18 protein-coding genes are annotated in these 24,366 nt (G+C 49.9%); 11 read left to right on the top strand and 7 right to left on the bottom strand.

Going from position 1 to position 24,366, the window contains the following annotated elements; translation table 11 throughout:
- Positions 1-207: 207 nt before the first annotated feature.
- The gene (dsbD, locus tag B0F88_RS13170) at positions 208-1,971 is read left to right on the top strand and encodes a protein-disulfide reductase DsbD (RefSeq protein ID WP_104424384.1); all 1,764 of its coding nucleotides are present in this window, start codon (positions 208-210) and stop codon (positions 1,969-1,971) included.
- A gap of 108 nt (positions 1,972-2,079) precedes the next feature.
- Here dsbD and B0F88_RS13165 read toward each other — a convergent pair whose 3' ends face one another.
- The 3 genes from B0F88_RS13165 to B0F88_RS13155 form a co-directional block, all read right to left on the bottom strand.
- Positions 2,080-2,283 (bottom strand): hypothetical protein, encoded by a 204-nt coding sequence (locus B0F88_RS13165; protein WP_104424383.1) that lies wholly within the window; start codon positions 2,281-2,283, stop codon positions 2,080-2,082.
- Between the two features lie 308 nt (positions 2,284-2,591).
- Positions 2,592-3,488 (bottom strand): (2E,6E)-farnesyl diphosphate synthase, encoded by an 897-nt coding sequence (gene ispA, locus B0F88_RS13160; protein WP_104424382.1) that lies wholly within the window; start codon positions 3,486-3,488, stop codon positions 2,592-2,594.
- Complete coding sequence (locus tag B0F88_RS13155; protein WP_104424381.1) at positions 3,481-3,714, bottom strand: exodeoxyribonuclease VII small subunit; 234 nt, start codon at positions 3,712-3,714, stop codon at positions 3,481-3,483. Before B0F88_RS13155 ends, ispA begins: the two co-directional genes overlap by 8 nt.
- A gap of 139 nt (positions 3,715-3,853) precedes the next feature.
- Between B0F88_RS13155 and parE the strand changes: the two genes are divergently transcribed.
- The 6 genes from parE to B0F88_RS13130 all read left to right on the top strand — a co-directional run bounded on the left by parE (position 3,854) and on the right by B0F88_RS13130 (position 10,148).
- Positions 3,854-5,746: a DNA topoisomerase IV subunit B gene (gene parE / locus B0F88_RS13150; RefSeq protein WP_104424380.1), complete on the top strand. Its 1,893-nt coding sequence runs from the start codon at positions 3,854-3,856 to the stop codon at positions 5,744-5,746.
- 224 nt (positions 5,747-5,970) lie between these two features.
- Positions 5,971-6,603, top strand: coding sequence for a radical SAM protein (locus tag B0F88_RS13145; protein WP_374953585.1), 633 nt, complete (start codon positions 5,971-5,973; stop codon positions 6,601-6,603).
- Positions 6,513-6,920, top strand: coding sequence for a DUF3641 domain-containing protein (locus tag B0F88_RS19930; protein WP_374953583.1), 408 nt, complete (start codon positions 6,513-6,515; stop codon positions 6,918-6,920). The genes B0F88_RS13145 and B0F88_RS19930 overlap by 91 nt, the downstream gene beginning before the upstream one ends.
- A gap of 152 nt (positions 6,921-7,072) precedes the next feature.
- The gene (uvrC, locus tag B0F88_RS13140) at positions 7,073-8,914 is read left to right on the top strand and encodes an excinuclease ABC subunit UvrC (protein ID WP_104424379.1); all 1,842 of its coding nucleotides are present in this window, start codon (positions 7,073-7,075) and stop codon (positions 8,912-8,914) included.
- Complete coding sequence (pgsA, locus tag B0F88_RS13135) at positions 8,904-9,467, top strand: CDP-diacylglycerol--glycerol-3-phosphate 3-phosphatidyltransferase (RefSeq protein WP_104424378.1); 564 nt, start codon at positions 8,904-8,906, stop codon at positions 9,465-9,467. Before uvrC ends, pgsA begins: the two co-directional genes overlap by 11 nt.
- 81 nt (positions 9,468-9,548) lie before the next feature.
- Positions 9,549-10,148 (top strand): TetR/AcrR family transcriptional regulator, encoded by a 600-nt coding sequence (locus B0F88_RS13130; protein ID WP_104424377.1) that lies wholly within the window; start codon positions 9,549-9,551, stop codon positions 10,146-10,148.
- Between the two features lie 412 nt (positions 10,149-10,560).
- Here the strand turns inward: B0F88_RS13130 and B0F88_RS13120 are convergent, their stop codons facing one another.
- Positions 10,561-12,003, bottom strand: a complete 1,443-nt coding sequence (locus tag B0F88_RS13120; protein ID WP_104424375.1) for a glutamate synthase subunit beta — start codon at positions 12,001-12,003, stop codon at positions 10,561-10,563.
- A 212-nt stretch (positions 12,004-12,215) separates the two neighbouring features.
- Entirely contained in the window at positions 12,216-16,835 is a 4,620-nt protein-coding gene (gene gltB / locus B0F88_RS13115) for a glutamate synthase large subunit (RefSeq protein ID WP_104424374.1), read from the bottom strand.
- A 368-nt stretch (positions 16,836-17,203) separates the two neighbouring features.
- Here gltB and B0F88_RS13110 point away from each other — a divergent pair, with 368 nt between their 5' ends.
- Entirely contained in the window at positions 17,204-18,421 is a 1,218-nt protein-coding gene (locus B0F88_RS13110; RefSeq protein ID WP_104424430.1) for a UbiH/UbiF/VisC/COQ6 family ubiquinone biosynthesis hydroxylase, read from the top strand.
- 93 nt (positions 18,422-18,514) lie between these two features.
- Positions 18,515-18,898 (top strand): PilZ domain-containing protein, encoded by a 384-nt coding sequence (locus B0F88_RS13105; RefSeq protein WP_104424373.1) that lies wholly within the window; start codon positions 18,515-18,517, stop codon positions 18,896-18,898.
- 29 nt (positions 18,899-18,927) lie between these two features.
- Here the strand turns inward: B0F88_RS13105 and glnD are convergent, their stop codons facing one another.
- Together glnD and map are read right to left on the bottom strand one after the other, a co-directional pair.
- Entirely contained in the window at positions 18,928-21,552 is a 2,625-nt protein-coding gene (gene glnD, locus B0F88_RS13100) for a [protein-PII] uridylyltransferase (RefSeq protein WP_374953582.1), read from the bottom strand.
- 5 nt (positions 21,553-21,557) lie between these two features.
- Complete coding sequence (gene map, locus B0F88_RS13095; RefSeq protein WP_104424429.1) at positions 21,558-22,322, bottom strand: type I methionyl aminopeptidase; 765 nt, start codon at positions 22,320-22,322, stop codon at positions 21,558-21,560.
- Between the two features lie 289 nt (positions 22,323-22,611).
- Here map and rpsB point away from each other — a divergent pair, with 289 nt between their 5' ends.
- Entirely contained in the window at positions 22,612-23,352 is a 741-nt protein-coding gene (rpsB, locus tag B0F88_RS13090) for a 30S ribosomal protein S2 (protein ID WP_104424371.1), read from the top strand.
- Between the two features lie 112 nt (positions 23,353-23,464).
- Complete coding sequence (gene tsf, locus B0F88_RS13085; RefSeq protein ID WP_104424370.1) at positions 23,465-24,352, top strand: translation elongation factor Ts; 888 nt, start codon at positions 23,465-23,467, stop codon at positions 24,350-24,352.
- Positions 24,353-24,366: the final 14 nt, after the last annotated feature.

The raw sequence follows: 24,366 nt of genomic DNA, 5'->3' as shown, positions 1-24,366 counted from the left end.
TGAGCTTGTCGAAGGGTGGGCGGAAAAATTTTGTCCCGCCGCGTCAAGCCGATCATGCTTCGACAAGGCCTTTAGTCCTGAGCGTAGTCTAAGGGTCAGCACGAACGGTTTGACGAGCGAAAATAGTGATTTCAAGAAGTTATTTTTAACCAAATCCTAATATTGAATTTCCCCTGCTTTCAATCTAACTCGTTGGAGAGCTTGCTTATGGTTAAAGCTGGAATCTTAAAACTTCTAATTTGCCTGATGTTCGGCGTTGCCGGTCAGGCGTTCGCTGCCGATTCGGCGGATTTATTGCCGGCCGAGCAAGCTTTTCAATTCACATCCAAGGTGAAAAAATCGGACAAGTTATTACTGTCCTGGGACATTGCGAACGGCTATTACCTGTATCGCAACAAATTCAAATTTGTCTCGCTGACTCCCGATATAAAAGTGGGAGAACAGATATTTCCACCAGGCCATACCAAACAAGATAAATTCTTCGGTGACGTGGAAATTTTCCGGGATCATTTAGAGGTAGAAGTCGCTCTTCAGCGGCAGGACCCAAAACAGGACAAGCTGGTATTGGAAGTCACTTTCCAGGGCTGCGCGGATGCGGGCGTTTGTTATATGCCCGTTCAACAAACCGTTTCTTTCGATTTGGCGGATGAAAGTTTCAATTGGTGGGGCATGACTTCCGGTTCCGATAATTTAGCTCCGTTTATCTCGGAACAGGACAGTATCGCCGCCTCGCTGGCGGACAGATCGTTGTGGCTGATTATCCTGAGTTTCCTCGGATTTGGTTTGTTGCTGGCGTTTACGCCGTGCGTGTTTCCGATGATTCCGATTCTTTCCGGCATCATCGTCGGTCAGGGGGCGCGACTGACGACCCGAAGAGCCTTTGTGTTGTCTCTGGCTTATGTATTCGCTTCCGCTGTGACTTATACGATTTTCGGCGTATTAGCGGGACTTTTCGGTAGCAACCTGCAAGCTTTTTTCCTGGAGCCTTGGGCCATTATTGCGTTCAGCGGGATTTTTGTTTTGTTGGCTTGCTCGATGTTTGGAGTTTTTCATCTGCAAATGCCTGCCTTTGTTCAATCAAGAATCGTGACTATCAGCGCCAAGCAACGGGGCGGAAATCTGTTGGGTGCGGCGGTTATGGGCATGCTTTCGGCGTTGGCTGTCGGGCCGTGCATTACGGCCCCTTTAGCGGGCGCGCTGATTTACATCGGGCAAACCGGCGACGCGATGTTGGGAGGATTGGCGCTGTTCTCATTGGGGATAGGTATGGGGCTGCCGCTGCTTATTATCGGGACTTCCGCCGGAAAACTGTTACCCAAAACCGGTGTCTGGATGAATGTCACGAAAGCTGTTTTTGGGGTAGGGCTGTTGGCCGTCGCGATCTGGCTATTGGGACGTGTCATGCCGGAGGTGGTTACCCAATCGCTTTGGCTGGCTCTGCTGATGATTCCGCTGATGTATCTGGGTTGGAAGAAGCTCTGGAAAGGCGCCGGGCTGGTGGCACTGACTTACGCGATCTTTTTACTGGTAGGGATTGCTACGCATCAGCAACGCGACGCTATGCAGCTTTTATGTGTCGCGGCAATCGCCTGCGCAGAGCAGCCGAAGCTGCCGTTTCAGCAGATCAAATCAGCCGACGAGTTGCAGCAAACGTTGGCAGAAGCTCATGCGCAAGGGCGTTGGGTCATGCTGGATTTTTATGCCGACTGGTGCGCCTTATGCAAGGAAATGGAGCTTTATACCTTTTCCGATCCCGATGTTAAGGATGCTTTATCGTCAGTTGTGTTAGTGAGGGCCGATGTTACGCAAAATTTACATGCCGAGCAGGCACTGCTGAAAAAATTTAATTTGCTCGGCCCGCCAGCGATACTTTTTTTCGGACCTGATCAGCGAGAACGCCAGTCATATCGGGTTATCGGTTATATGGAAGCCGAAAAATTTCTCGCCCAGTTGGGCATTGTCAAAAAATAAAGCGGTTGCCGGAATCCCGCTAGCAACAGGGTCGTTGATTCGTAGCCGCCAACGCCAACCGTTTGCGCAGGACAAAACGTGTCGAGCGCAAAGGAGTTAGGGGCTGACTTAAGCATAGCGCCGGACATACTCGCGGACGAATAGCCGCATCGGCGCGTTGCGTAGTTGATATTGTTGGTAAGCCTGATCAGCATCCACCGGCGTGATATGGGCATACACCCCAAATCCGGTTTTCGCGGCAAATTCATCACTTAAAATTTCGATAAACATTGTCCATGATGAATCTACTGTATTTGTGTTTTGCGTTGTCATTGCCGTACTCCTAAAAAAATAGCTAAACTAGATTCATTATGCACCCAGCAAGAAAAATGCCGTTTTCAAAATATTTTTGTAATACATTGCACTAGCGTATCTTAATGCGTTGCTTTTTGGGAGAGATGACAATAAACCGGCAATTCTTTTCCCTTAACTTGTTATCGGCAGTTAGGGTTGTTTTTAAAGAGATACAGAAAATTTATCAGGCGGGACTTGATAATTAATAAACACGAAGATACGAAGGGCACGAAGTTTTAACGTACTGAATATTGTCTTCGTGTCTTCGTGGTGAAAATCCTTTAGTTCTAGTGATCCCGCTGAATAATATAAAGCGACAAATCGCGCAATAAATCGGCCTCGCTGCCGAAAATACTCAGGTTATCCAGCGCTAGTTCATGCAGCTCCTGAGCTTTTTGTTTGGCTCCGTCCATGCCTAAAAGAGCAGGGTAGGTGGGTTTGTTGTTGTCCTTGTCTTTGCCCTGGGTTTTGCCCAAGGTCGCAGTGTCGCTTTCCTCGTCGAGTATGTCGTCCTTAACCTGGAACGATAAGCCTATGCACTTGGCATAATTATCCAGTTTCTTGGCAACATCGGGGTCTATATCGGCTTTAGCCAACGTCGCCATATTGACGCTGGCTCGGATCAATGCGCCGGTTTTATGGATATGCATGTTTTCCAGTTCAGGCAAGGTCAGGCTGGTGCCTACGGATTGCAGATCGATCGCCTGACCGCCGACCATGCCTTGAGAGCCGCTGGCTTTGGTTAAAACGCTGATCATTTTCAAACGGTTTTCGGCGCTTGCGGTGATGCTGGGATCATTGGCCAGTGTTTCAAAAGCCAAAGCCTGCAAGGCGTCGCCGGTTAAAATAGCGGTCGCTTCATCGAAAGCCACATGGCAGGTGGCTTTGCCGCGTCTGAGATCGTCATCGTCCATCGCCGGCAGATCGTCATGGATCAACGAATAAACATGTATGAATTCAACCGCGCAAGCCGGGCCATCCAATGTTTCGGGAGCAACACCCAGTGTTTTGCCGGTGCAATAGGTCAGCATCGGGCGCATCCGCTTGCCGCCGTCCAATGTGCTGTAGCGCATGGCCCGATGCAGTTTTTGCGGCAGTATGTTTTCGCCGGGAAGACGGGCGTCCAAAGCTCTTTCTACACGGTTTTGACAAAAATCAAGATATTCTTTTAACGCATTACTCATCGGTAAAGGGCTCCAGGGTTTGAGTGCCGTTTTTTTCAATCAGGATTTGAACTTTCTGTTCGGCCTCTTGCAGGGCTTTTTGACAGGTGCGGGTCAGGTTAACGCCGCGCTCAAATGACTTTAACGATTCTTCCAGCGAAATATCGCCTTGTTCAAGCTGGTTAACCAACTGTTCAAGTTCGGCGAGTGAATCTTCGAATAAAGTCGGGGTTTTCTTTTTCGGCATGAGATAAAAAAAATTTTAATGGTACGATGTATTATTAAGGCGAAGGGCAAAAGGCAAAAGGCGAAAAATTTTGTGCCTTTCGCCTTTTGCCTTTCGTCCAGCATTATATATGAAATTGAATTTTGAGTGATTAGGAAGTATGAGTAACGAATATAACGCGGCCGCAATCGAAGTTTTAAGCGGCCTGGAGCCGGTGCGGAAACGCCCCGGCATGTACACGGACACCACAAGGCCTAACCATTTGGTGCAGGAAGTCGTCGATAACAGCGTTGACGAGGCGATGGCGGGTCACGCTACGGCTATCGATGTAGTGCTGTATAAAGACGGCTCGGTGCTGGTCAGCGATAATGGCCGGGGCATGCCGGTCGATATACACCCGGAACAAGGTATTCCCGGCGTTGAGGTGATTTTGACCCAGCTGCATGCGGGCGGAAAATTCTCCAATAAGAATTACCAGTTTTCCGGCGGCTTGCACGGTGTCGGCGTCTCTGTTGTTAATGCCTTGTCGGCAAAGCTGGAAATAGAAGTCAAAAGGAACGGCAAGATTTATCAAATGGAATATGCCGACGGCGAAAAACAAACCGAACTGACCGAGACCGGCACGGTCGGCAAGAATAATACCGGCACATCTATCCGCTTCTGGCCGAATGAAAAATATTTCGATTCCAACAAGGTATCGGTCTTAAAGCTTAAGCATGTGTTGCGCGCCAAGGCGGTTTTATGTCCGGGCTTGAAAATATCGCTGAAAGTCGACCAAACCGACGAAGAATATTTCTGGTGTTATCAGGACGGACTCAAGGAATATTTGCTCGACCGCATCGGCGATATTGACTACAGCCCGGAACAGCCGTTTATGGGCAGCATGGCCGCTAATCATGAAGCCGTCGAATGGGGCATCGTTTGGGCGATTGAAAATCCGGCGGAAGTGCTGGCCGAAAGTTACGTTAATCTGGTGCCGACCGCGCAAGGCGGAACCCATGTCAACGGCTTGCGCGCAGGTCTGACCGAAGCGATGCGCGAGTTTTGCGACATCAGGAATATCCTGCCGCGCGGCGTTAAAGTCGCGCCGGAAGATGTCTGGGAAAACTGCCATTTTGTGTTGTCGGTAAAACTGGAAGATCCGCAGTTTTCCGGGCAAACCAAGGAACGACTCAGCTCCCGCGAATGCGTGGCCTTCGTGTCCGGCGTGGCGAAAGACAGTTTTAGTTTATGGCTGAACCAGAATCCTGCCGAAGGCGAGAAAATCGCCGAAATCATTATTTCCAGCGCGCAAAAACGGCTGCGTTCCAATAAAAAAATTATCCGCAAAAAAATCACCTCAGGCCCTGCATTGCCGGGCAAATTGGCCGACTGTTCGGCGCAGGATATAGCCCGGACCGAGTTGTTCCTGGTCGAAGGGGATTCGGCGGGCGGTTCGGCCAAACAAGCGCGGGAGCGTGATTTTCAGGCCATTATGCCGTTGCGCGGCAAGATTTTGAATACCTGGGAAGTTGAGTCCAATCAGGTGATGGCGTCGCAGGAGGTTCATGACATTGCGGTGGCCTTGGGCATAGAGCCGGGTTCTTCCGATTTGCAGAACCTGCGCTACGGCAAGGTCTGCATCCTGGCCGATGCCGACTCCGACGGCAACCATATCGCCACCTTGATCTGCGCATTGTTTTACCAGCATTTCAAGTCGCTGGTGGAAGCCGGTCACGTATTTGTCGCGATGCCGCCGCTGTATCGGATCGATGTCGGCAAGCGGGTGTTTTACGCGTTGGACGAAGCCGAACGCCAAGGGGTGTTGGACCGTATCGCCGCCGAAAAGCTAAAAGGCCAAATCAATGTGCAACGCTTTAAAGGCTTGGGCGAGATGAATCCCAGCCAGCTTCGGGAAACCACGATGAATCCCGACACCCGCAGGCTGGTGCAGTTAACGGTAGCCGAAGGCGATGACACCAACGGCCGGCTGGATTTATTGCTGGCTAAAAAGCGCTCGCAGGACAGGAAGGTGTGGCTGGAAACCAAGGGGAATTTGGCGGATATAGCTTGATGTAAGGCTTGTATAAATGCACCACGAAGACTCGAAGGACAGAAGAAAAATATAACACTTATTTCAGTATTCCTTCGGGCAGGACAAGCAACGCACATCCACATAATTTGCCGGATTCGCGTCGCTTAAAGCGACTATTTTTGAGTGTCCTAATAACAAGCGAATAGTTACAAAATAAAAAAACTTCGTGTCTTCGTGGTGAAAATCTCTTACAGGATTTCAGTATGATCGATTCGCTACCCTATTTAAAAAACTCCGATTTTCCTGCCATTACGCGCAACAAACTGGAAATTCTGCAAGTTAACTTGGGCTATTTATGTAATTTGAGCTGCACCCATTGTCATGTCAATGCCGGGCCTAAACGCACCGAGTCAATGGATAAAGCTACCGTTGATCAGGTTTTGGCTTTTATCGATAAGCATGCGCTTCATACGCTCGACTTAACCGGCGGAGCGCCGGAAATGAATCCGCATTTTCGTTATCTGGTGACCCAGGCGCGGGACCGATGCTTAAAGATTATCGACCGTTGCAATCTGGTTGTTCTGCTGGAAAACGGTTTTGAGGACATGGCCGGATTTCTGGCGGAAAACAAGGTTGAAATCGTTGCGTCGTTGCCGTGTTATTTTAAAGAGAACGTCGATAAGCAGCGCGGCAAAGGGACGTTTAATGCCAGCATCAAGGCTTTGCAATTGTTGAACAAGCTGGGTTACGGAAAAGCCGATACCGGGCTTGAATTAAACCTGGTTTATAATCCGCAAAGCGCACCTTGCCGCCCGAACAGCAGACGTTGGAGAGCGCTTATAAGCGGCATTTGCACGAGCATTACGCTGTCGCGTTCAATCATCTGTTTGCGATGACCAATTTACCGATACAACGGTTCGGCGCCGTCCTGCTCAGTACCGGCCGGTTTGATCAGTATATGCAGTTGCTAAAGGCTAACTTCCATGCGCCAAACTTGGGCAAGCTTATGTGCAAGAATACTTTGAGCGTCGATTGGCAAGGCTTTGTCTACGATTGCGACTTTAACCAAATGCTGCAATTGCCCCTGGGCGGCAAGCAAAATCTGCATTTGGTTCAGGTGCCAGTATTAACCGGCAAAATCATTGCCACCTTGCAACATTGTTATGGCTGCACGGCAGGACAGGGCAGCAGCTGCGGCGGGGCAATCGGTTAAAACCGGATTGCGCGGAATGACTATAGATGCCGAAGTTTTAGAGCGTTATTCGCAAGATGCAGAATAAATGCAGGCAGATAACGCGCCTCGTTGCTGGTAAAATGCTTGCGCGATAGATTCATCGTAGTGCGCCGTATGTTACAGGATAAAGTGTGAGCCCCGAGTTAGCAGAAAATGGTTTTGATGTTAAAGCGTTTTTAAAAAACCTGACCACCCGCCCCGGCATTTACAAGATGCTGAATGATCGGGCCGAGATTATTTATATCGGTAAGGCCAAGAATCTTAAAAACCGCGTTTCCAGTTATTTTAAAAAGCAAACCGCCGGGGCCAAGCAGCAGGCGATGGTCGCCAAGATTGCGAATATTGAAGTCACGGTCACGCATACCGAGGGCGAGGCGCTGTTGCTGGAATGCCAGCAGATCAAGCGACACAAGCCCCGCTACAATATCTGCTTGAGGGATGATAAATCCTATCCCTATATCTTTCTGTCCAGCGAACATGATTTCCCCCAGATCACGCTGCATCGCGGCGCAAAAAAACGTAAGGGCAAGTATTTCGGCCCTTATCCGGGCATCGGTGCGATCAGGGAAAGTCTCAAGCTGCTGCAACGGATTTTTCCGATCAGGCAGTGCGATGATTCCATTTACAACAACCGTTCCCGGCCCTGTTTGCAGCACCAGATAGAGCGCTGCACTGCGCCGTGCGTCGGCCTGATCGACAAGGCCGCCTATGCTCAGGATGTCGACAGCACGGTGTTGTTTCTGGAAGGCAAGGGCGGCCTGCTGATCGACCGGTTGATTGCCAAGATGGAACAGGCGGCGGCTAATCTTGAATATGAGCAGGCCGCAGGTTTCAGGGATCAAATCTTGAAATTGCGCTCGGTGCTGGAAAAGCACTTTGTTCACGGCGAGCGCGGCGATGTCGATATTATCGCCTGCGCGACCAAGGCCGGTGTGGCCTGCGTGCAGGTGTTTTTTATCCGTAACGGCCAGCATTTGGGTAACAAGGTATTTTTTCCCAAGATAACCGACGAGCACGATCCGGCGGCTATCGTCCAGGCGTTTATTCCGCAATACTACCTGGATAAACAGGCGCCTCATGAATTGATCGTCAGCCACCAGCCGGAAGAAGCCGAGTTGTTGATGGAAGTGCTGGCGGCCCAAGCAAAGCATGCGGTGGCTATTGCCCACAACGTCAGGGGCGAGCGCTTGAAATGGCTGCAAATGGCCGGCACCAACGCCGAAAATTCGCTGTTGAGCAAGTTGTCCGATAAACAGGGGCTTTATGCCCGCTTTCTCAGTTTGCAGGAAGAATTGGGTTGCAAGGAGCTGCCGAAACGTCTGGAATGCTTTGACATCAGTCATACCCAGGGCGATCAAACCGTTGCATCCTGCGTTGTTTTCGACCGGGAAGGGCCGGTAAAATCGGCTTACCGCCGGTTTAATATCGAAGGCATCACCGGCGGCGACGATTATGCGGCGATCCATCAGGCGGTGTTCAGGCGTTTTAAGCGGCTGAAACAGGGCGAACATACCGCGCCGGATATATTGCTGATAGACGGCGGTAAAGGCCAGGTGCATGAAGCGCAAAAGGCGCTGGCGGAATTAGACATAAACAATGTTATGATAGTGGGCGTTTCCAAAGGGCCGGATCGAAAACCCGGTATGGAAAAGCTGATACTGGTGGACCAGGATCAGCCGATAGATATAAAGCCCGGAGCCAGCGGTTTGTTGTTGATCCAGCATATCCGCGATGAAGCGCACCGGTTTGCGATAACAGGACACAGGCAGCGCCGGGGCAAGGCCAAAAAACAGTCGGCTATGGAAGCGATTCCGGGATTGGGGCCTAAACGGCGGCAGATTTTATTGAAACAATTTGGGGGGCTGCAAGGTATTTCACAGGCTGGAGTGGATGCACTTTGCAGTGTGGATGGCATAAGCCGTCAGTTGGCGCAACGGATTTACGAACTATTTCATCATCAAGATGACCATTGAATTTAACTTACCGACAAATCTGACGCTGTTAAGGATCGGGTTAATCCCGCTGATAACAGTGGTTTTCTACCTGCCTTGGGAATATTCAAATCTCGCCTGTACGCTGATTTTTATTATTGCGGGTTTTACCGATTGGTTGGACGGTTATCTTGCCAGAAAAATGAGTCTGGAAACCCCTTTTGGGGCTTTCCTTGATCCGGTTGCGGATAAATTGATGGTGGCTATGGTTTTGGTGTTGATCGTTCAGCAACAAGGTAGTCCTTATCTGGCTGTTCCTGCCGCGGTTATTATCGGCAGGGAAATAACGATTGCATCGTTACGGGAATGGATGGCGGAGATCGGCCAACGGGCGAAGGTCAAGGTCTCTCAATTGGGCAAATGGAAAACCACCGCGCAAATGCTGGCGATCGGCATGCTGCTATATCGCGATGATATTCTGGGTTTGCCGGTTAATTATTGCGGCTACGGTTTATTGTATGTCGCAGCCATCTTGACCTTATGGTCGATGGTTAATTACTTAAGGGCGGCACTGGCGGTGTTGTCCGCAAAATAAAATTGGGTCTATGTCTTATAGACCGTTCGGATTTTCACTAACACACAATACAGCGCATTGAATCAGCTGTTAAAGAAGAACATGGATCAGGAAATAGAAGACATTCAGACAAAATCTGAAGTGCAGGATGAAATATTGCTGGCGGCATTGCAATTGTTTGCCGGAAAAGGTTATTTCAATACATCGCTAATCGATATTAAAGAGGCGGCCGGCCTAGAAGATGTCGGCACAATCTATCGGCACTTCAAGAGCAAACAAATAATTGCCGCGCAGTTACGGGCAAATATTCTCGACAGTTTAAACATCTCTATCGATGACATAAGGCGCAAGAATGAAAAGCCATCCGAGCAATTGCGAAGCATAGTCGACTTATTATTCAGGTTAACCGACGAAGCGCCGGATGTGATGCGGTTTCTGTTGATTGTAAAAACCGATGAATTTTTACCGGAAGCGAAGCCGTTGCACGAAGCCGCCGCCTTTATAAAAATCATCAGGATCATCGAGGCAGGCATCAAGGCGGGAGAACTGCGCAATATCACCCCGCAGCTAGGTTATGCCCAGTTCTTCGGTATTATTGAGAACATTTTGAAACTGGTGTTGACCGGCTTTTTTGATAAGAAAGCCGATTTCTACCAATCGCAAGCCTGGCTTACGGCGTGGAATACCATCGTTAAAAAGTGATGTCTTGGGTCAGGCATTAAGTGCATTCATTTGGGACTGCGCTTTGCTTGTCTGTTATTGGCATTAAAACCGATTGCATGCCACTGGTTTCTTGTGGAAGCTTGTTTATTCCGCTTGGAGGAAAATCATGGGCGACGTGGTTCCATTTAAACGACCCAAACCATCTCAGCTGCATAAGGGCAATACCCTATGCAGCAGCGGCTTTCATAAATGGGAAGTCTTAAACGAAAAGCAGTTTGATGTGAAACAGGGTAAGTTGATCACTGTTTATCAATGTAAACGGTGCGGAAAGAGGAAATCAAAAGCGCTTTAGAACGTTTTTATCTTGAGGAGGATATGCTTGTGCGCATCTTCGATCTAAGAATGCGCACAGTTTTGTGTTCAAAGGGCGGCTAAAGCCGCCCTAACAGCATTATCTCGGCAGTTCCGATGTGCCCATCAGGAACTCATCGACCGCTCGGGCGGCTTGCCTGCCTTCGCGTATCGCCCAGACCACCAGCGATTGACCGCGCCGTCCATCTCCGGCGGCAAACACTTTGTCGACCGAAGTACGGTATTGTTTATCGGTGGCTTTGATGTTATTGCGCTCAAGTTCAACGCCCAGCTCTTTTAGCAAGCCTTCGTGTACCGGGTGAACAAAGCCCATCGCTAAAAACACGATGTTCGCTTCCAGCGTGAATGCGCTATCCGGCTTCTCGCTCATTTTCCATTGTCCGCCTTCTTGCTTCCATTCCACTTCAACCGCGTTCAAGTGGGTTATTTTGCCGTCTTTGCCGGTAACGCTTTGGGTGTTGACGCTAAAGTAACGCTTTTTGATGCCTTCATCGTGCGAAGACGTGGTGCGCAACTTGTTGGGCCACAGCGGCCAAGTCAGCAATTTGTTCTCTTTTTCAGGCGGTTGCGGCAGGATTTCGAGTTGCACCACGGATGCTGCGCCTTGGCGGATTGACGTGCCTATGCAATCGGAACCGGTATCGCCGCCGCCGATCACGACGACATGTTTGTCGGTCGCGGTAATCGCATCCTCTTCGGCTATGGCGTCGCCCGCGTTGCGCTTGTTTTGCTGGCGCAAAAAGTCCATCGCATAATAAACGCCTTTATAGTCGTTACGTCCGGGAACTTCCAGGTCGCGCGGCTTTTCAGAACCTACCGCTAAAACCACGGCATCGTATTCGGCGAGCAGTTTTTGCGCGGAAATGTCTTTGCCGATATGGCTGTTGGGCCTGAAGCTGACGCCTTCCGCCTGCATTTGCGCAATGCGCCGGTCAATCAAGTGCTTTTCCATCTTGAAGTCGGGAATGCCGTAGCGTAACAGGCCGCCGATACGGTCATTCTTCTCATAGACCGTGACTTCGTGCCCGGCGCGCGCCAGCTGCTGGGCGCAGGCCAATCCTGAAGGCCCCGAACCTATTACCGCAACGCGCTTGCCGGTGCGAAGTTCCGGGATTTGCGGTTTTACCCAGCCCATTTCCCAGCCTTTGTCGATAATCGCGCATTCTATCGATTTAATGGTCACCGGCTGATCTTGCAGATTGAGTGTGCAGGCCGCTTCGCAGGGCGCAGGACAAATGCGTCCGGTAAACTCGGGGAAATTGTTGGTGCTGTGTAAAATATCCAGCGCCTGCTGCCAATCGCCTCGATAAACACCGTCATTCCAATCCGGGATGATGTTATTGACAGGGCAGCCGTTATGGCAAAAAGGGATGCCGCAATCCATGCATCTTGAGCCCTGTTCAGCGACTTCGGAATCGCTGGGGGATAGCGTAAATTCATGATAATGCTGGATACGATCACTAGGAGAGGCGTAATGCCGCTCTGTGCGTGGTAGTTCCATAAACCCGGTTGGTTTACCCATCTTTAATACCTTCTACTTAAATAGTGTGGCTACTAACTTAACATGATACGTTTAAGGTTAAGCCGTTCGTGGCGAGATCTTCGACTGCGCTCAGGAGGGGCTTGTCGAACCATGAACGGTTTAACCGTTCGCCCTTAGACAGGTTTAGGGCAAGCGGTTAAGCCTTGAGTTGTTTTTGCGTTAAGTTGGTAGCGCCAATAGTGTCGTAACGATTATGCCGCCGCGGTAGCTTGTTCCGCCTGAATTTGTTTGAGCGCTTCTCGGTAATCGACCGGCATGACTTTAACAAAGCGAGGCAAGTAATCTTGCCAGTTATCCAAGATGTGCTGAGCTCTTGCACTGTCGGTATAACGCTTATGGTTTTCAATCAAATGCTTTAAACGCTGCGCATCATGCCGGGTCATATCGGACATAATGTTGACGCGTCCATGTGTTTCCATGTCGCCGCCCTGATGTGCGATAGCTTCCAGCGTGTCGTCTTCCTCCGGGATTGGTTCGAGTTCAACCATCGCCAGATTGCAACGCTTTTCGAAGCTGCGGTCTTCATCCAGCACATAAGCCACGCCACCGGACATGCCCGCCGCAAAATTGCGGCCGGTTTGTCCGAGTACGACCACTACGCCGCCGGTCATGTATTCGCAGCCATGATCGCCGACGCCCTCTACAACCGCCATGGCGCCCGAATTGCGCACCGCAAAACGCTCGCCGGCAACGCCGCTGAAATAGCATTCGCCGCTGATCGCGCCGTACAACACGGTGTTGCCGACGATAATGTTTTCCGCCGGCGTAATCGGGCAGTCCTTAGGTTGGCGTATGGCGATACGCCCGCCGCTCATGCCTTTGCCTACATAGTCGTTGCCTTCGCCTTCAAGATCGATGCTGATGCCTTGCGCCAAAAACGCGCCGAAACTTTGGCCTGCGGTGCCTTTGACGTGAATCGCAATGGTGTCGTCAGGCAAGCCTTTATGGCCATAACGTTTGGCCACTTCACCGGATAACATCGCTCCGAAAGTACGGTTAATATTGTGGATCGGCGTATTGATAACCACCGGTTGCGCGTTTTCCAGCGCAGGTTTGGCCGCTGCAATCAAGGTGTGATCCAGTGCTTGTTCCAGGCCGTGATCTTGGCTTTCGTGGTTATAAATAGCCGTTGCACCGTCAACTTCGGGTCTGTAGAAAACCCGGCTGAAATCCAGCCCCTGGGTTTTCCAATGGTTCAGCGAACGCTGCATGTCCAGTAAGTCCGAGCGTCCGATCATTTCATTGATGTTGCGGAAGCCGAGTTTCGCCATCCATTGACGCACATCTTCCGCGACCATGAAGAAGTAATTGACCACATGCTCGGGTTGTCCGGTAAAGCGTTTGCGCAGTTCGGGGTCTTGCGTCGCTACGCCGACCGGGCAGGTGTTCAAATGGCATTTGCGCATCATCAAACAACCCGACACGATCAACGGCGCCGTGGCGAAGCCGAATTCGTCCGCGCCTAATAATGCGCCTATGACGACATCGCGTCCGGTGCGTAGGCCGCCGTCGACTTGGACGGCGATACGTCCGCGCAGTTTGTTCAATACCAATGTTTGATGGGTTTCGGCAAGGCCGATTTCCCACGGCAAACCGGCGTGTTTGATCGAAGTCATCGGGCTGGCGCCGGTGCCGCCGTCATAGCCGGAAATGGTCACATGATCGGCATGGGCTTTGGAAACGCCCGCTGCCACAGTACCGACACCGTGCTCGGATACCAGCTTGACGCTGATCCGGGCTTCGGGGTTGACGTTTTTCAGGTCATGGATCAGCTGGGCCAAATCCTCAATCGAATAAATGTCATGGTGCGGCGGCGGCGAAATCAAGCCTACACCGCGTGTCGAATGACGCACTCTGGCGATAACCGCATCGACTTTATGGCCGGGCAGCTGTCCGCCTTCGCCGGGTTTTGCACCTTGGCTGATCTTGATTTGAATGTCGTCGGCGTTAACCAGGTATTCTGTAGTCACGCCGAAACGGCCGGAAGCGACTTGTTTGATTGCCGAGCGCATTGAATCGCCGTTGGGCAGAGTCTGGAATCGTTCTGGAAGCTCGCCGCCTTCGCCGGTATTGGATTTGCCGCCGATGCGGTTCATCGCAATAGCCAGGTTGGTATGTGCTTCGTAGGAGATTGAACCGAACGACATTGCGCCGGTTGCGAAACGTTTGACGATTTCCGCAGCAGGTTCCACTTCGTCCAACGGCACCGGTGTAGCACTTTCCTTGAACGACATTAAGCCGCGCAAGGTCAACAAGGCTTCGTTTTGCTCATCAATCAGGCGGCAGAATTCGGCATATTTTTCATAGCTGTTGCTGCGTGTTGCGTGTTGCAAGGTGCTGATGGTCGCAGGCGTCCAGGTATGCGCTTCGCCGCGTACCCGGTATGCGTATTCTCCGCCAATATCCAACGCGTCGCGGTATAACGGCGCATTGCTGAACGCAATACGGTGACGGCGAGTGGTTTCTTCGCTGATTTCAGCTAAACCGGCGCCTTCAACGGTGCTGGTTGTGCCTGTGAAGTAACGATCCAGGAAAGGTTCCGACAAACCGATTGCATTAAATATTTGCGCGCCGCAATAAGACTGGTACGTCGAAATGCCCATTTTGGACATGACTTTAAGCAGGCCTTTGGAGATCGCCTTGATGTAACGCTTGTGCGCTTCATATTCGCTGAGGTCGCTGATCTCTTGGCATAGCCCTGAAATCGTGTCGAACGCCAGGTAAGGGTTGACCGCTTCCGCGCCGTAAGCCGCCAGCAGCGCAAAATGATGGACTTCGCGCGCTTCGCCGGTTTCGACAACCAGGCCGACTTTGGTACGCAAACCTTCGCGAGTCAGGTAGTGATGTACGGCCGATGTTGCGAGCAGGGCGGGTATCGCGATGTGCGCAATATCCAGATCGCGGTCGGACAGCGCCAGGATGTTATTGCCTTCTTCAACCGCCTGTTTCGCAGCAAGACATAGCTTGTCTATCGCCGCTTCCATGCCGCCGGCACCCAAGTCGGAAGGATAGCAAAGCGTCAGGGTTTTGGTTTTGAATGCGCCGCCGGTGCGTGTTTCGATACGGCGAATTTTTTCCAGATCCTGATTGGACAAAATAGGCTGTTCCACTTCCAGGCGCATGTGAGTGCCGCCTTCGTCCAGGCCCAATAAATTGGGGCGCGGGCCGATCAGTGAAACCAGTGACATGACCAATTCTTCGCGGATCGGGTCTATGGCCGGATTGGTGACTTGGGCAAAGCCTTGCTTGAAATAATCGTACAGCATGCGCGAACGTTGCGATAACACCGCCAGCGCGGCGTCGATGCCCATTGAGCTGATCGGCTCCTGGCCGGTTTGCGCAATCGGTTTCAGGATGAACTCGATGTCTTCGCGGGTATAACCGAATGCTTGTTGCCGATCCAAAAGGGTATGCGCGTCCGGTGCCATGGCTGAAACTTCGGGCGGCAGTTCGGCGAGCAGGATTTGTGTTTTGGTCAGCCATTCAGCGTAAGGGTGGAGCGATGCCAAATTGGCTTTCAATTCCGCGTCATCAATGATGCGACCCTGCTCGGTGTCAATCAGCAGCATTTTGCCCGGTTGCAAACGCCATTTTTTGATGATTTTGTGTTGGGGAACTTCCAATACGCCCATTTCCGACGCCATAATGACGAAATCGTCATCGGTGACCAGATAGCGGGCAGGGCGCAAGCCGTTGCGATCCAAGGTCGCGCCGATTTGGCGGCCGTCGGTAAAAGCGATGGCGGCGGGGCCGTCCCAAGGCTCCATCAGGGCGGCGTTATATTCGTAAAACGCGCGCAGTTTTTCATCCATCAGGACGTTGCCGGCCCAGGCTTCGGGAATTAGCAGCATCATCGCGTGGGCCATTGAATAGCCGCCTGCGACTAATAATTCAAGCGCATTGTCGAAGCAGGCTGAATCCGATTGTGCTTCGTCGATTAAAGGCCACAGTTTGTGCATGTCGTCGCCCAATACTTTGGACGCAATAGAATGGCGACGCGCCGCCATGCCGTTAACATTGCCGCGCAAAGTGTTGATTTCGCCGTTATGGGCGATCAGGCGGAAAGGATGCGCTAGATCCCAGGTTGGGAAAGTGTTGGTTGAAAAGCGCTGATGAACCAATGCCAGGGCGCTGACCATGCTTTCATCGCTTAAGTCGGCGTAGAATGATCCGACCTGGTCTGCCAGCAGCATGCCTTTGTATACGATGGTGCGTGAGGATAAGGATGGGATATAAAACGCATGACCACCATCCAGCTTTAAATCACGGACGGCATTTTCGACTTGCTTGCGGATTACAAACAGCTTGCGCTCGAACGCATCCTGGTCTGCGCAATCTTCGCCACGGCCAATAAAAATCTGCCGGATAAACGGCTCGACCAGTTTGACCGACTCGCCCAGTGTGCGGTTATCGACAGGTACATCGCGCCAACCCAACAGTACGGCTTTTTCCCGCGCAATAATGTCGGTTAATAATTTTTCGCAAGTCGCTCGATTGGCTGCGTCACGCGGCAAAAACACCATGCCGGCGGCATAATCGCCTGCGGTCGGGAGGGATATGTCTAATTTGCCGCATTCTGCGCGCAAGAAAGCATCGGGCATTTGAATCAAAATGCCGGCGCCGTCGCCTGCATATATGTCAGCACCGACCGCGCCACGGTGGGTCAGGTTTTTAAGCAGTTCTAAACCCTGACGTACGATTTCATGGCTTTTTTGACCCTTTATATGAACGATGAAACCCACGCCGCATGCATCATGTTCGTGGCGCGGATCATATAAACCCTGTCTGGCGGGTAGCGTACTTTGACTCATTGTTACCTCTAAAAAATATTACAAAAGGGTTGCTAATCTGTAATTCAAGAACCCTCGTTCCGCGCTCGTTCTGATGCGTATATCAGAGGCGGCGATACGGCAAAACCAAGTAATTATACGGATTGCAGGCGATTCTGTCACGCAGTCTTTTGTTGTGTACGCCTGTAATTAGTTGATATGTGGTTCATAGTAGCAAAGTTGGTTGTGGTTTTTGTCATGTTGCTTATGATAGATGTGGTATCTTTCCGCTTTGGTTTTGATGGCTGATTGTTTCCATTGAATATCTCTTCGATTTTTGCAAGCGAACTGTGCTTTTTAGGGTATTGCAATAGTCCGAGTGAATTCACCTTAATATGATTTGGTTGATTATGAAAGAAAATTTTGATGTTGTAGTGGTGGGCGGGGGTATGGTTGGCGCTGCCGTTGCTTGCGGGCTCGGCGGGAGCCCATTGCGTGTCGCAGTGATAGAGAGCGCTCCGCCACAGGCTTTTGCTGCCGATCAGCCGCATGATTTAAGGGTTTCCGCACTCAGTATTGCGTCAAAAAACATACTCGAAACCGTCGGCGCTTGGCGTGGCGTCGCCAATCGCAGGCTTTGCCCGTTCCGTCGGATGCGGGTGTGGGAAACGGCGGGGGATACCGAGTTTTGCAGTGATGATATTAATTATCCCGAACTGGGTTATATCGTTGAAAATAGGGTGACTCAACTGGCGTTATTGGAGCGTTTGCAGGATTTTGATAATGTCGAGCTGATGTGTCCGGCTGCAATTAATAAAATCAATTATTCGGCTGGAAAATCGACCGAAGTGGAGTTGAATGACGGCAGGATTTTGTCGGCAAAAGTGCTGGTTGCGGCAGACGGCGGTCAATCCAGGGTCAGGCAGGCAGTGGGTTTGGGCGTAACCAGTTGGGATTACAAGCAGCACGCTTTGGTGATTTATATCGAAACGGAGTACGGGCAACAGGATATAACCTGGCAACGTTTTGTACCCAGTGGTCCGCAGGCGTTTTTACCGTTAACCGGGCATTATGGCTCTATTGTTTGGTATAACTCGCCGGATGAAGTGTGTCGGTTGAAAGCGTTGTCCAACGAAGATTTGCTACGAGAGTTGACGGCGGCTTTTCCCGATTGCCTGGGTCAGGTTAATGCCATCCTGGGGGCTGCGAGTTTTCCATTGAAACGCCAGCATGCGCAAAGTTATGTTAAGCCCGGCGTGGTTCTGGTTGGCGATGCGGCGCATATGATCAATCCGTTGGCGGGACAGGGGGTTAATATCGGTTTGCTGGATGCGGCGGCATTGGCCGAGGTGCTGATTGATGCAAATAAACAGGGGCTTGAGCTGGGCGATGTGTCGGTTTTAAAGCGTTATGAAAAAATGCGCCGCAATGAAAACTTGAAAATGATGACGGTAATGGATGTTTTTTACCGGGTGTTTAGTAATCGGGTGTTGCCGGTCAAGTTTTTACGCAACTTGGGACTGGGTTTGGCTGAGCGGATTTTGCCCGCTAAAAATAAAGTGATGCGCGGTGCGATGGGCTTGGAGGGGAATTTGCCCAAGCTTGCCCGAGGTGAACCGATTATTTGATCATTGTTTCCGGCGGTATCGGATGCTGGAATAATTAAATTTTTAAACTAAAATCTTTAAATTTGTGTGATGTGATAGTGGGTGTGGATAGTTATGGAAAGAAGGCTTTATCAACGGGTTCCAATACAGGTTTCTGCTATTGTCACTACCGAAGACGGTGTGCGCATTAAGGTGGTTGCGGTAGATGTATCCAGTGATGGGCTTGGTGTTGAGTGTAATATCAGACAACGGAATATGATTACGCCGGGTGGGAGTTTTGTTCGTGACGGTAAGCCGGTGTCTGTATTTGTTGATCTGAATCTGTTTGATGGGGAGGGGCAGTCGTCCAAAATCGCCGCGCGATGCCAAGTGGTTTTTTCGCGGCGCATGTCTAGCGATCAGTGCAAAATCGGGTTGCGCTATGCCGATATTGGAAGCCATGATCATGAGTGGCTGGTTCAATTTATTGAGAGAAGCGCCGGCATCGAGATGAGTTAATCGGGGGCTATGCAGAACACATGTTGGTGTCAGCTTGTTGCACCCAGCATTTTCAGCATCTCTTCGCGTATTTGCTCCTGTTTGGCGGTGTCCGCGATAGGTTGTGAGTGGTTGTCTGTAATGTAAAACATGTCTTCAGCCCGGCTGCCGATGGTGGTTATTTTTGCGCTGTGCAGGTGAATGTTTTTTTGCACAAACGCACGGCCTATTTTTGATAAAAGCCCGGCATGGTCCGTAGTGATGAGTTCAATGATCGTATGCCTGTTTAAAGGGTCCGCATGGAATTGAATGCTGGTGGGGATGGGGAAATGTTTGGCCTGCCTTGATTGGCGGTGAATATTTTTGTGTTTTTTCACTTCGTGATGCAGCAGGTTATTGCGAAGTGCGGTGCAGATATGCACTTCTCTGAACAATTCATTGATGGGGTCTCCCGATTGTTCAAGGACCAAAAAACTATTAAGTACATAGTCATCAGTGGTGGTCATGATTCTGGCGTCAAGAATGGTGAGCCCCAGTTGATCAAGCGTGGCTGTGCTGAGTGAAAAAATAGCTTCTTCATTTTTTGTGTAAACAAAAACCTCCGCGCTGCCTCGTTGGGTTTGCGGACGCAGCAAGACCAGGGGCAGCTCATCTTCCTTGGATGAGGCTATGGCGATGGTATGCCAGGCTATTTCATCCGCTGAATATCTTAAGAAATAATCGTCGCTGGCGTGTTGCCAGGATCTGATGATGACCGGTTCGGAGATACCGAGTTTTATCAGTTCGTCTTTTGCTTCTTTTTTATTTTCAAGCAGGCGGTCCGCTATTTTTACGGGATTGTGCAAGCCTCTGTGCAGGGTGCTGTAGGTCGCCGAATAAAGCTCTTTTAGCAGGGCGTCTTTCCATGCGTTCCAAAGTTCGGGGTTGGTTGCGCGAATATCGGCCACGGTAAGCAGGTACAGGTAGTTCAGGTATTCGATGCTGCCGACGGTTTGTGCGAATTGATGAATGATGTCCGGGTCGCTGATGTCTTTTCGTTGCGCGGTCATCGACATGACCAAGTGATTGCGCACCAGCCAGCATATCAGGTTGGTGTCGTGTGAGGAAAGTTCGTGCTGAATGCAGAATTCCCTGGCGATTTCTTCGCCAATGGCGGAGTGGTCGCCGTTCCTGCCTTTGGCTATGTCGTGGAACAGGCCGGCAAGATACAGTATTTCCGGTTTTGCAATCAGTTGGAAAATGTCATTGCAGAAAGGGAGTTCGTCCAGATGTCTTTCTAAGGCGAAGCGGCGTAAGTTACGGATAACAAAAAGAGTGTGTTCGTCTACCGTGTAAATATGAAATAAATCATACTGCATACGGGCGACAATATTGGCAAAGCAAGGGATATAGGCGGCTAAAATCCCGTAACGATTCATCCGTCTGAGCTGGTCGGTAATGCCTAAAGGTTGGCGAAAGGCTTCTATAAAAAGACGGTTAGCGGCTTTGTTGTGGCGAAATGCGTCGTCGATTAAGTGCAGGTTTTTGCGAATCAGGCGTATGGTTGTTGCCCGGACGCCTTTAATTGAGGAATTCTGTTCCAGGACTAAAAAGAGTTCCAGTAAGGCAAGCGGGTGTCGTTCGAAAAGGGTGTCATCAGCGGCTTCAAGGTAGCCGTTGATGACGACAAATTTGTCGTTAAGGGGGATGGCTTTGCAAATGGCCTCCCCGGAAACGAAGCGTTCATTAAACAATTGCAGCAGCATTTCATTGAGGCGCTCAAGTCCGAGTACGGTTTTAAAGTAAAACTGCATGAACTGTTCGACGTCCTGATTGTATTCCTGATGCTCGGTGCTGAAGCCGAATTGTCTGGCAAGATCGCGCTGATAGTCGAAAATAAGCCGATCTTCGCAGCGATTGGTTAAAAGATGCAGTGCGTAACGAATCCGCCATAGCACTTCCAGGGCGGCAACCAGCTCTAGATATTCGGATTCGGGCATAAAGCCGTATTTAATCAGCTCCTTGAGTGTTGATGAGTTGTAATGGCGCTTAAATACCCAGGCGATGACTTGCCTGTCGCGTAACCCGCCGGGTCCTTCTTTGACGTTGGGTTCAAGATTGTAGGCGGTGTCATGAAATTTCGCGTAACGCTGGCGCTGTTCTTCCATTTTCGCGGCAAAAAACTGATCTGACGGCCAGATTTTGTCTGAAGTGGTTTGTTGTTTTAGTGTTTTGTGCAGCTTTGCGTTGCCGATGATCAGCCGAATTTCCATAAGGCTGGTCATGATGGTTTGATCGGCTATCGCGGCGTCGATGCATTGATTGATAGTGCGGACGCTTTGTCCCAGTTTTAAGCCGATATCCCATAGAAAGGTAAAGAAATTTGACAATGCTTCCTGGTAGGCGGTTGTGTCTTCGGAATCCAGCAAGACAACCAGGTCGATATCGGAGTAGGGGAATAGCTCCCTTCTTCCGTAACCGCCGACGGCGCACAGCGAGAGCTGATCGGTGTGTTCGCCGAGAAAATGTTGCCAGCAGCAGATCAAGATTTCATCGATGAAATCGGATTTGTCTTGAAGTAGTTTGGCGACTGATTTGTGCGGGTTGAATTTTTGTCTTAGTTCAGCATCTTTTTGCTTTAACAGCTGTTTGAATTGTTGCAGGCTGTCTTTTTGGCTGAAAATCGTTTTATTCAAAGTGTTCACATTTCTTCTTGGCGTAAAGTCAGGATTTCATAGCCGTTCTGGGTTACCAGGATGGTGTGTTCCCATTGCGCGGATAAGCTTCTGTCTTTGGTTACAGCCGTCCAGCCGTCGGCCAACACCTTCATATGCCGTTTTCCGAGATTAATCATGGGTTCGATGGTTAATATCATGCCAGCCTCAAGGACTTCTCCCTCACCGGCTTTGCCGTAATGCAGCACTTGGGGCTCTTCGTGAAAGTTTTTACCGATACCGTGTCCGCAAAACTCCCTGACGACGGAGTAGCGATTGGATTCCGCATGTTTTTGTATGGCATGGCCGACATCGCCTAGTGTGGCGCCCGGCTTGACTTGTTGGATGCCTAAAAACATGGCTTCCTGGGTTATTCTAACCAGGCGTTTTGCATGCCGGCTTACTTCGCCGACGCAAAACATTTTACTGGTATCTCCGTGGTAGCCGTCTTTGATGACGGTAATGTCGATGTTGACGATATCGCCTGATTTGAGTTTTTTCCCGCTGGGAATGCCGTGGCAGATCTGCTGGTTAATTGACGTGCAAATTGATTTCGGAAATCCGCGGTAATTGAGTGGCGCAGGTACGGCGTTTTGGATGTCGACAATATAATCGTGACAGATCTGATCAAGCTCGTCTGTGGTGACGCCGGGAACGACATAAGGCTCGATCATCTCTAAGACTTCGGCCGCCAGCTTTCCGGCGATACGCATTTTTTCAATTTCACTTTCGGTCTTAATAATTATGCTCATAAAAATCAGGTGTAAGGCAAAAGGCAAAAGGCGCAAGCGACTGGGTTTTTAGTCATGAATTTCTCTTCTTGCTCCCGTGTAATAAAGCCATTTTAACAGAGATCAGCTTGTTGTGAATGGCTAATTATGGTATAAAGGGAAGTTCTTTTTTGAACTAATACTCACGCCTATCGTCACGTTTGGAAGGGTGCTGGTTACAAATTATTGTAACCGGTTTCCAATCGGGATAGGTGGAGGCGTAACCCAACTCGGAACAGCGGTTCCGAATTTTTTATCTTAGGAGAAATTAATGGCAGCAGTATCTATGCGTCAAATGCTTGAAGCGGGTGTTCACTTTGGACATCAAACTCGTTATTGGAACCCGAAAATGGCTACATACCTATTCGGCGCACGTAACAAGATCCATATCATTGATTTGGAAAAAACGCTTCCAATGTTCAACGACGCAATGAATTATCTGGGTCAGATGACAGCAAACAAAGGCACCGTCCTGTTTGTCGGCACCAAAAAAGCAGCGCGTAAAGTGGTTGCCGAAGAAGCAACACGTTGTGGCATGCCTTATGTTAACCATCGTTGGTTAGGCGGCATGCTGACAAATTTCAAAACCATCAAGAAATCTATCAATCGCTTAAAAGAATTAGAAGCGATGAAGGCTGACGGCACCCTTTATCAACGTTTCGGCAAGAAAGAAGCGTTGGGTATGGAACGCGAGCTTGAAAAGCTGGAACGCAGTTTGGGCGGAATTAAAGACATGAAAGGCGTCCCTGACGTGATTTTCATATTGGATGTCGGTTATGAAAAGAATGCGATTAGTGAAGCCAAGAAATTAGGTATTCCAGTCGTCGGCATTGTGGATTCGAATAATTCACCGGAAAAAATTGATTACATCATCCCTGGTAATGATGACTCGATCCGTGCCGTTAAACTCTACTGCGAAAGTGTTTCCGCGGCAGTCATGGAAGCTAAAACAGCTAGTTTGGGATTATCAGCAAAAGCGGATGATTTTGTTGAAGAAGCGGCAGCTGAATAAAATACGGTTTTATTTTTTTACAGGCGCTTTTTGGGCGCTTAGAAGTTAGGCAAAAAAACGCCTCCTCACGGGGGCGTTTTTATAGTGATGAACTAATGAGGAAAAACAAAGAATGAGTAATACTATTAGTGCTGCAATGGTTAAGGAACTACGTGAAAGAACTGGCTCCGGCATGATGGAGTGCAAAAAAGCGTTAGTTGAAGCGAATGGCGACATGGAATTGGCGATTGAAAATATGCGCAAATCCGGTTTAGCCAAGGCCGATAAAAAATCCGATCGCATTGCTGCCGAAGGCATCATCGGCGTAAAAGTCAGTGATGACGGCAAAACTGTGGCGATTGCCGATGTCAATTGCGAGACTGATTTTGTTGCCAAGGCTGATGATTTCGTGAATTTCGTCAATAACGTCACGGCGGCTTTGTTGAGTTCCGATGTCGAAACAGAAGAACAACTGCTGGCAATGAAGTTGGCCGACGGCACTATCGTAGACGAAGTTCGTCGCGGTCTGATTGCCAAGTTGGGCGAAAATATTACTGTCAGAAGGTTCCTGAAATACCACACCGCTACGGGTGGTACAGCTTGTTATTTGCACGGCAAAAAAATCGGCGTGATCGTTGAATTAGCCAAGGCTGATGACGAATTAGGCAAAGATATTGCGATGCATATTGCAGCAAGTAAACCGACTTGTGTTTCCGACGAGCAAGTGCCTGCGGAACTTATTGAGAAAGAAAAAGAGATTTTCTCGGCTCAAGCTGCAGAAAGCGGAAAACCGGCAGACATTATTGAGAAGATGGTAGTCGGCCGTATCAGCAAGTTTTTGGCCGAAATCACCCTGGTGGGTCAACCTTTCATTAAGGACGATAAAGTTACTATCGGCAAACTGCTTGCATCTAAAGGTAACAGCGTAGTCCGTTTTGCCCGTTTGGAAGTGGGCGAAGGTATTGAAAAGAAAGAAGAAAACTTTGCCGAAGAAGTTATGGCGCAAGTTAGAGGCAATTAATTCACTCTTCGGCT

This window comes from Methylobacter tundripaludum (assembly GCF_002934365.1).
Lineage (GTDB): Bacteria > Pseudomonadota > Gammaproteobacteria > Methylococcales > Methylomonadaceae > Methylobacter_A > Methylobacter_A tundripaludum_A.
This window is presented reverse-complemented; position numbering and strand designations above follow the sequence as displayed.

Excerpts from the sequence above, each read along its gene's own strand:
- map (WP_104424429.1), bottom strand. The coding sequence starts at position 22,322 with ATGAGCATAATTATTAAGACCGAAAGTGAAATTGAAAAAATGCGTATC.
- B0F88_RS13165 (WP_104424383.1), bottom strand. The coding sequence starts at position 2,283 with ATGACAACGCAAAACACAAATACAGTAGATTCATCATGGACAATGTTT.
- tsf (WP_104424370.1), top strand. The coding sequence starts at position 23,465 with ATGAGTAATACTATTAGTGCTGCAATGGTTAAGGAACTACGTGAAAGA.
- parE (WP_104424380.1), top strand. The coding sequence starts at position 3,854 with ATGAGTAACGAATATAACGCGGCCGCAATCGAAGTTTTAAGCGGCCTG.
- B0F88_RS13130 (WP_104424377.1), top strand. The coding sequence starts at position 9,549 with ATGGATCAGGAAATAGAAGACATTCAGACAAAATCTGAAGTGCAGGAT.
- B0F88_RS13105 (WP_104424373.1), top strand. The coding sequence starts at position 18,515 with ATGGAAAGAAGGCTTTATCAACGGGTTCCAATACAGGTTTCTGCTATT.
- rpsB (WP_104424371.1), top strand. The coding sequence starts at position 22,612 with ATGGCAGCAGTATCTATGCGTCAAATGCTTGAAGCGGGTGTTCACTTT.
- B0F88_RS13110 (WP_104424430.1), top strand. The coding sequence starts at position 17,204 with ATGAAAGAAAATTTTGATGTTGTAGTGGTGGGCGGGGGTATGGTTGGC.
- dsbD (WP_104424384.1), top strand. The coding sequence starts at position 208 with ATGGTTAAAGCTGGAATCTTAAAACTTCTAATTTGCCTGATGTTCGGC.
- B0F88_RS13120 (WP_104424375.1), bottom strand. The coding sequence starts at position 12,003 with ATGGGTAAACCAACCGGGTTTATGGAACTACCACGCACAGAGCGGCAT.
- B0F88_RS13155 (WP_104424381.1), bottom strand. The coding sequence starts at position 3,714 with ATGCCGAAAAAGAAAACCCCGACTTTATTCGAAGATTCACTCGCCGAA.
- B0F88_RS13145 (WP_374953585.1), top strand. The coding sequence starts at position 5,971 with ATGATCGATTCGCTACCCTATTTAAAAAACTCCGATTTTCCTGCCATT.
- ispA (WP_104424382.1), bottom strand. The coding sequence starts at position 3,488 with ATGAGTAATGCGTTAAAAGAATATCTTGATTTTTGTCAAAACCGTGTA.
- pgsA (WP_104424378.1), top strand. The coding sequence starts at position 8,904 with ATGACCATTGAATTTAACTTACCGACAAATCTGACGCTGTTAAGGATC.
- gltB (WP_104424374.1), bottom strand. The coding sequence starts at position 16,835 with ATGAGTCAAAGTACGCTACCCGCCAGACAGGGTTTATATGATCCGCGC.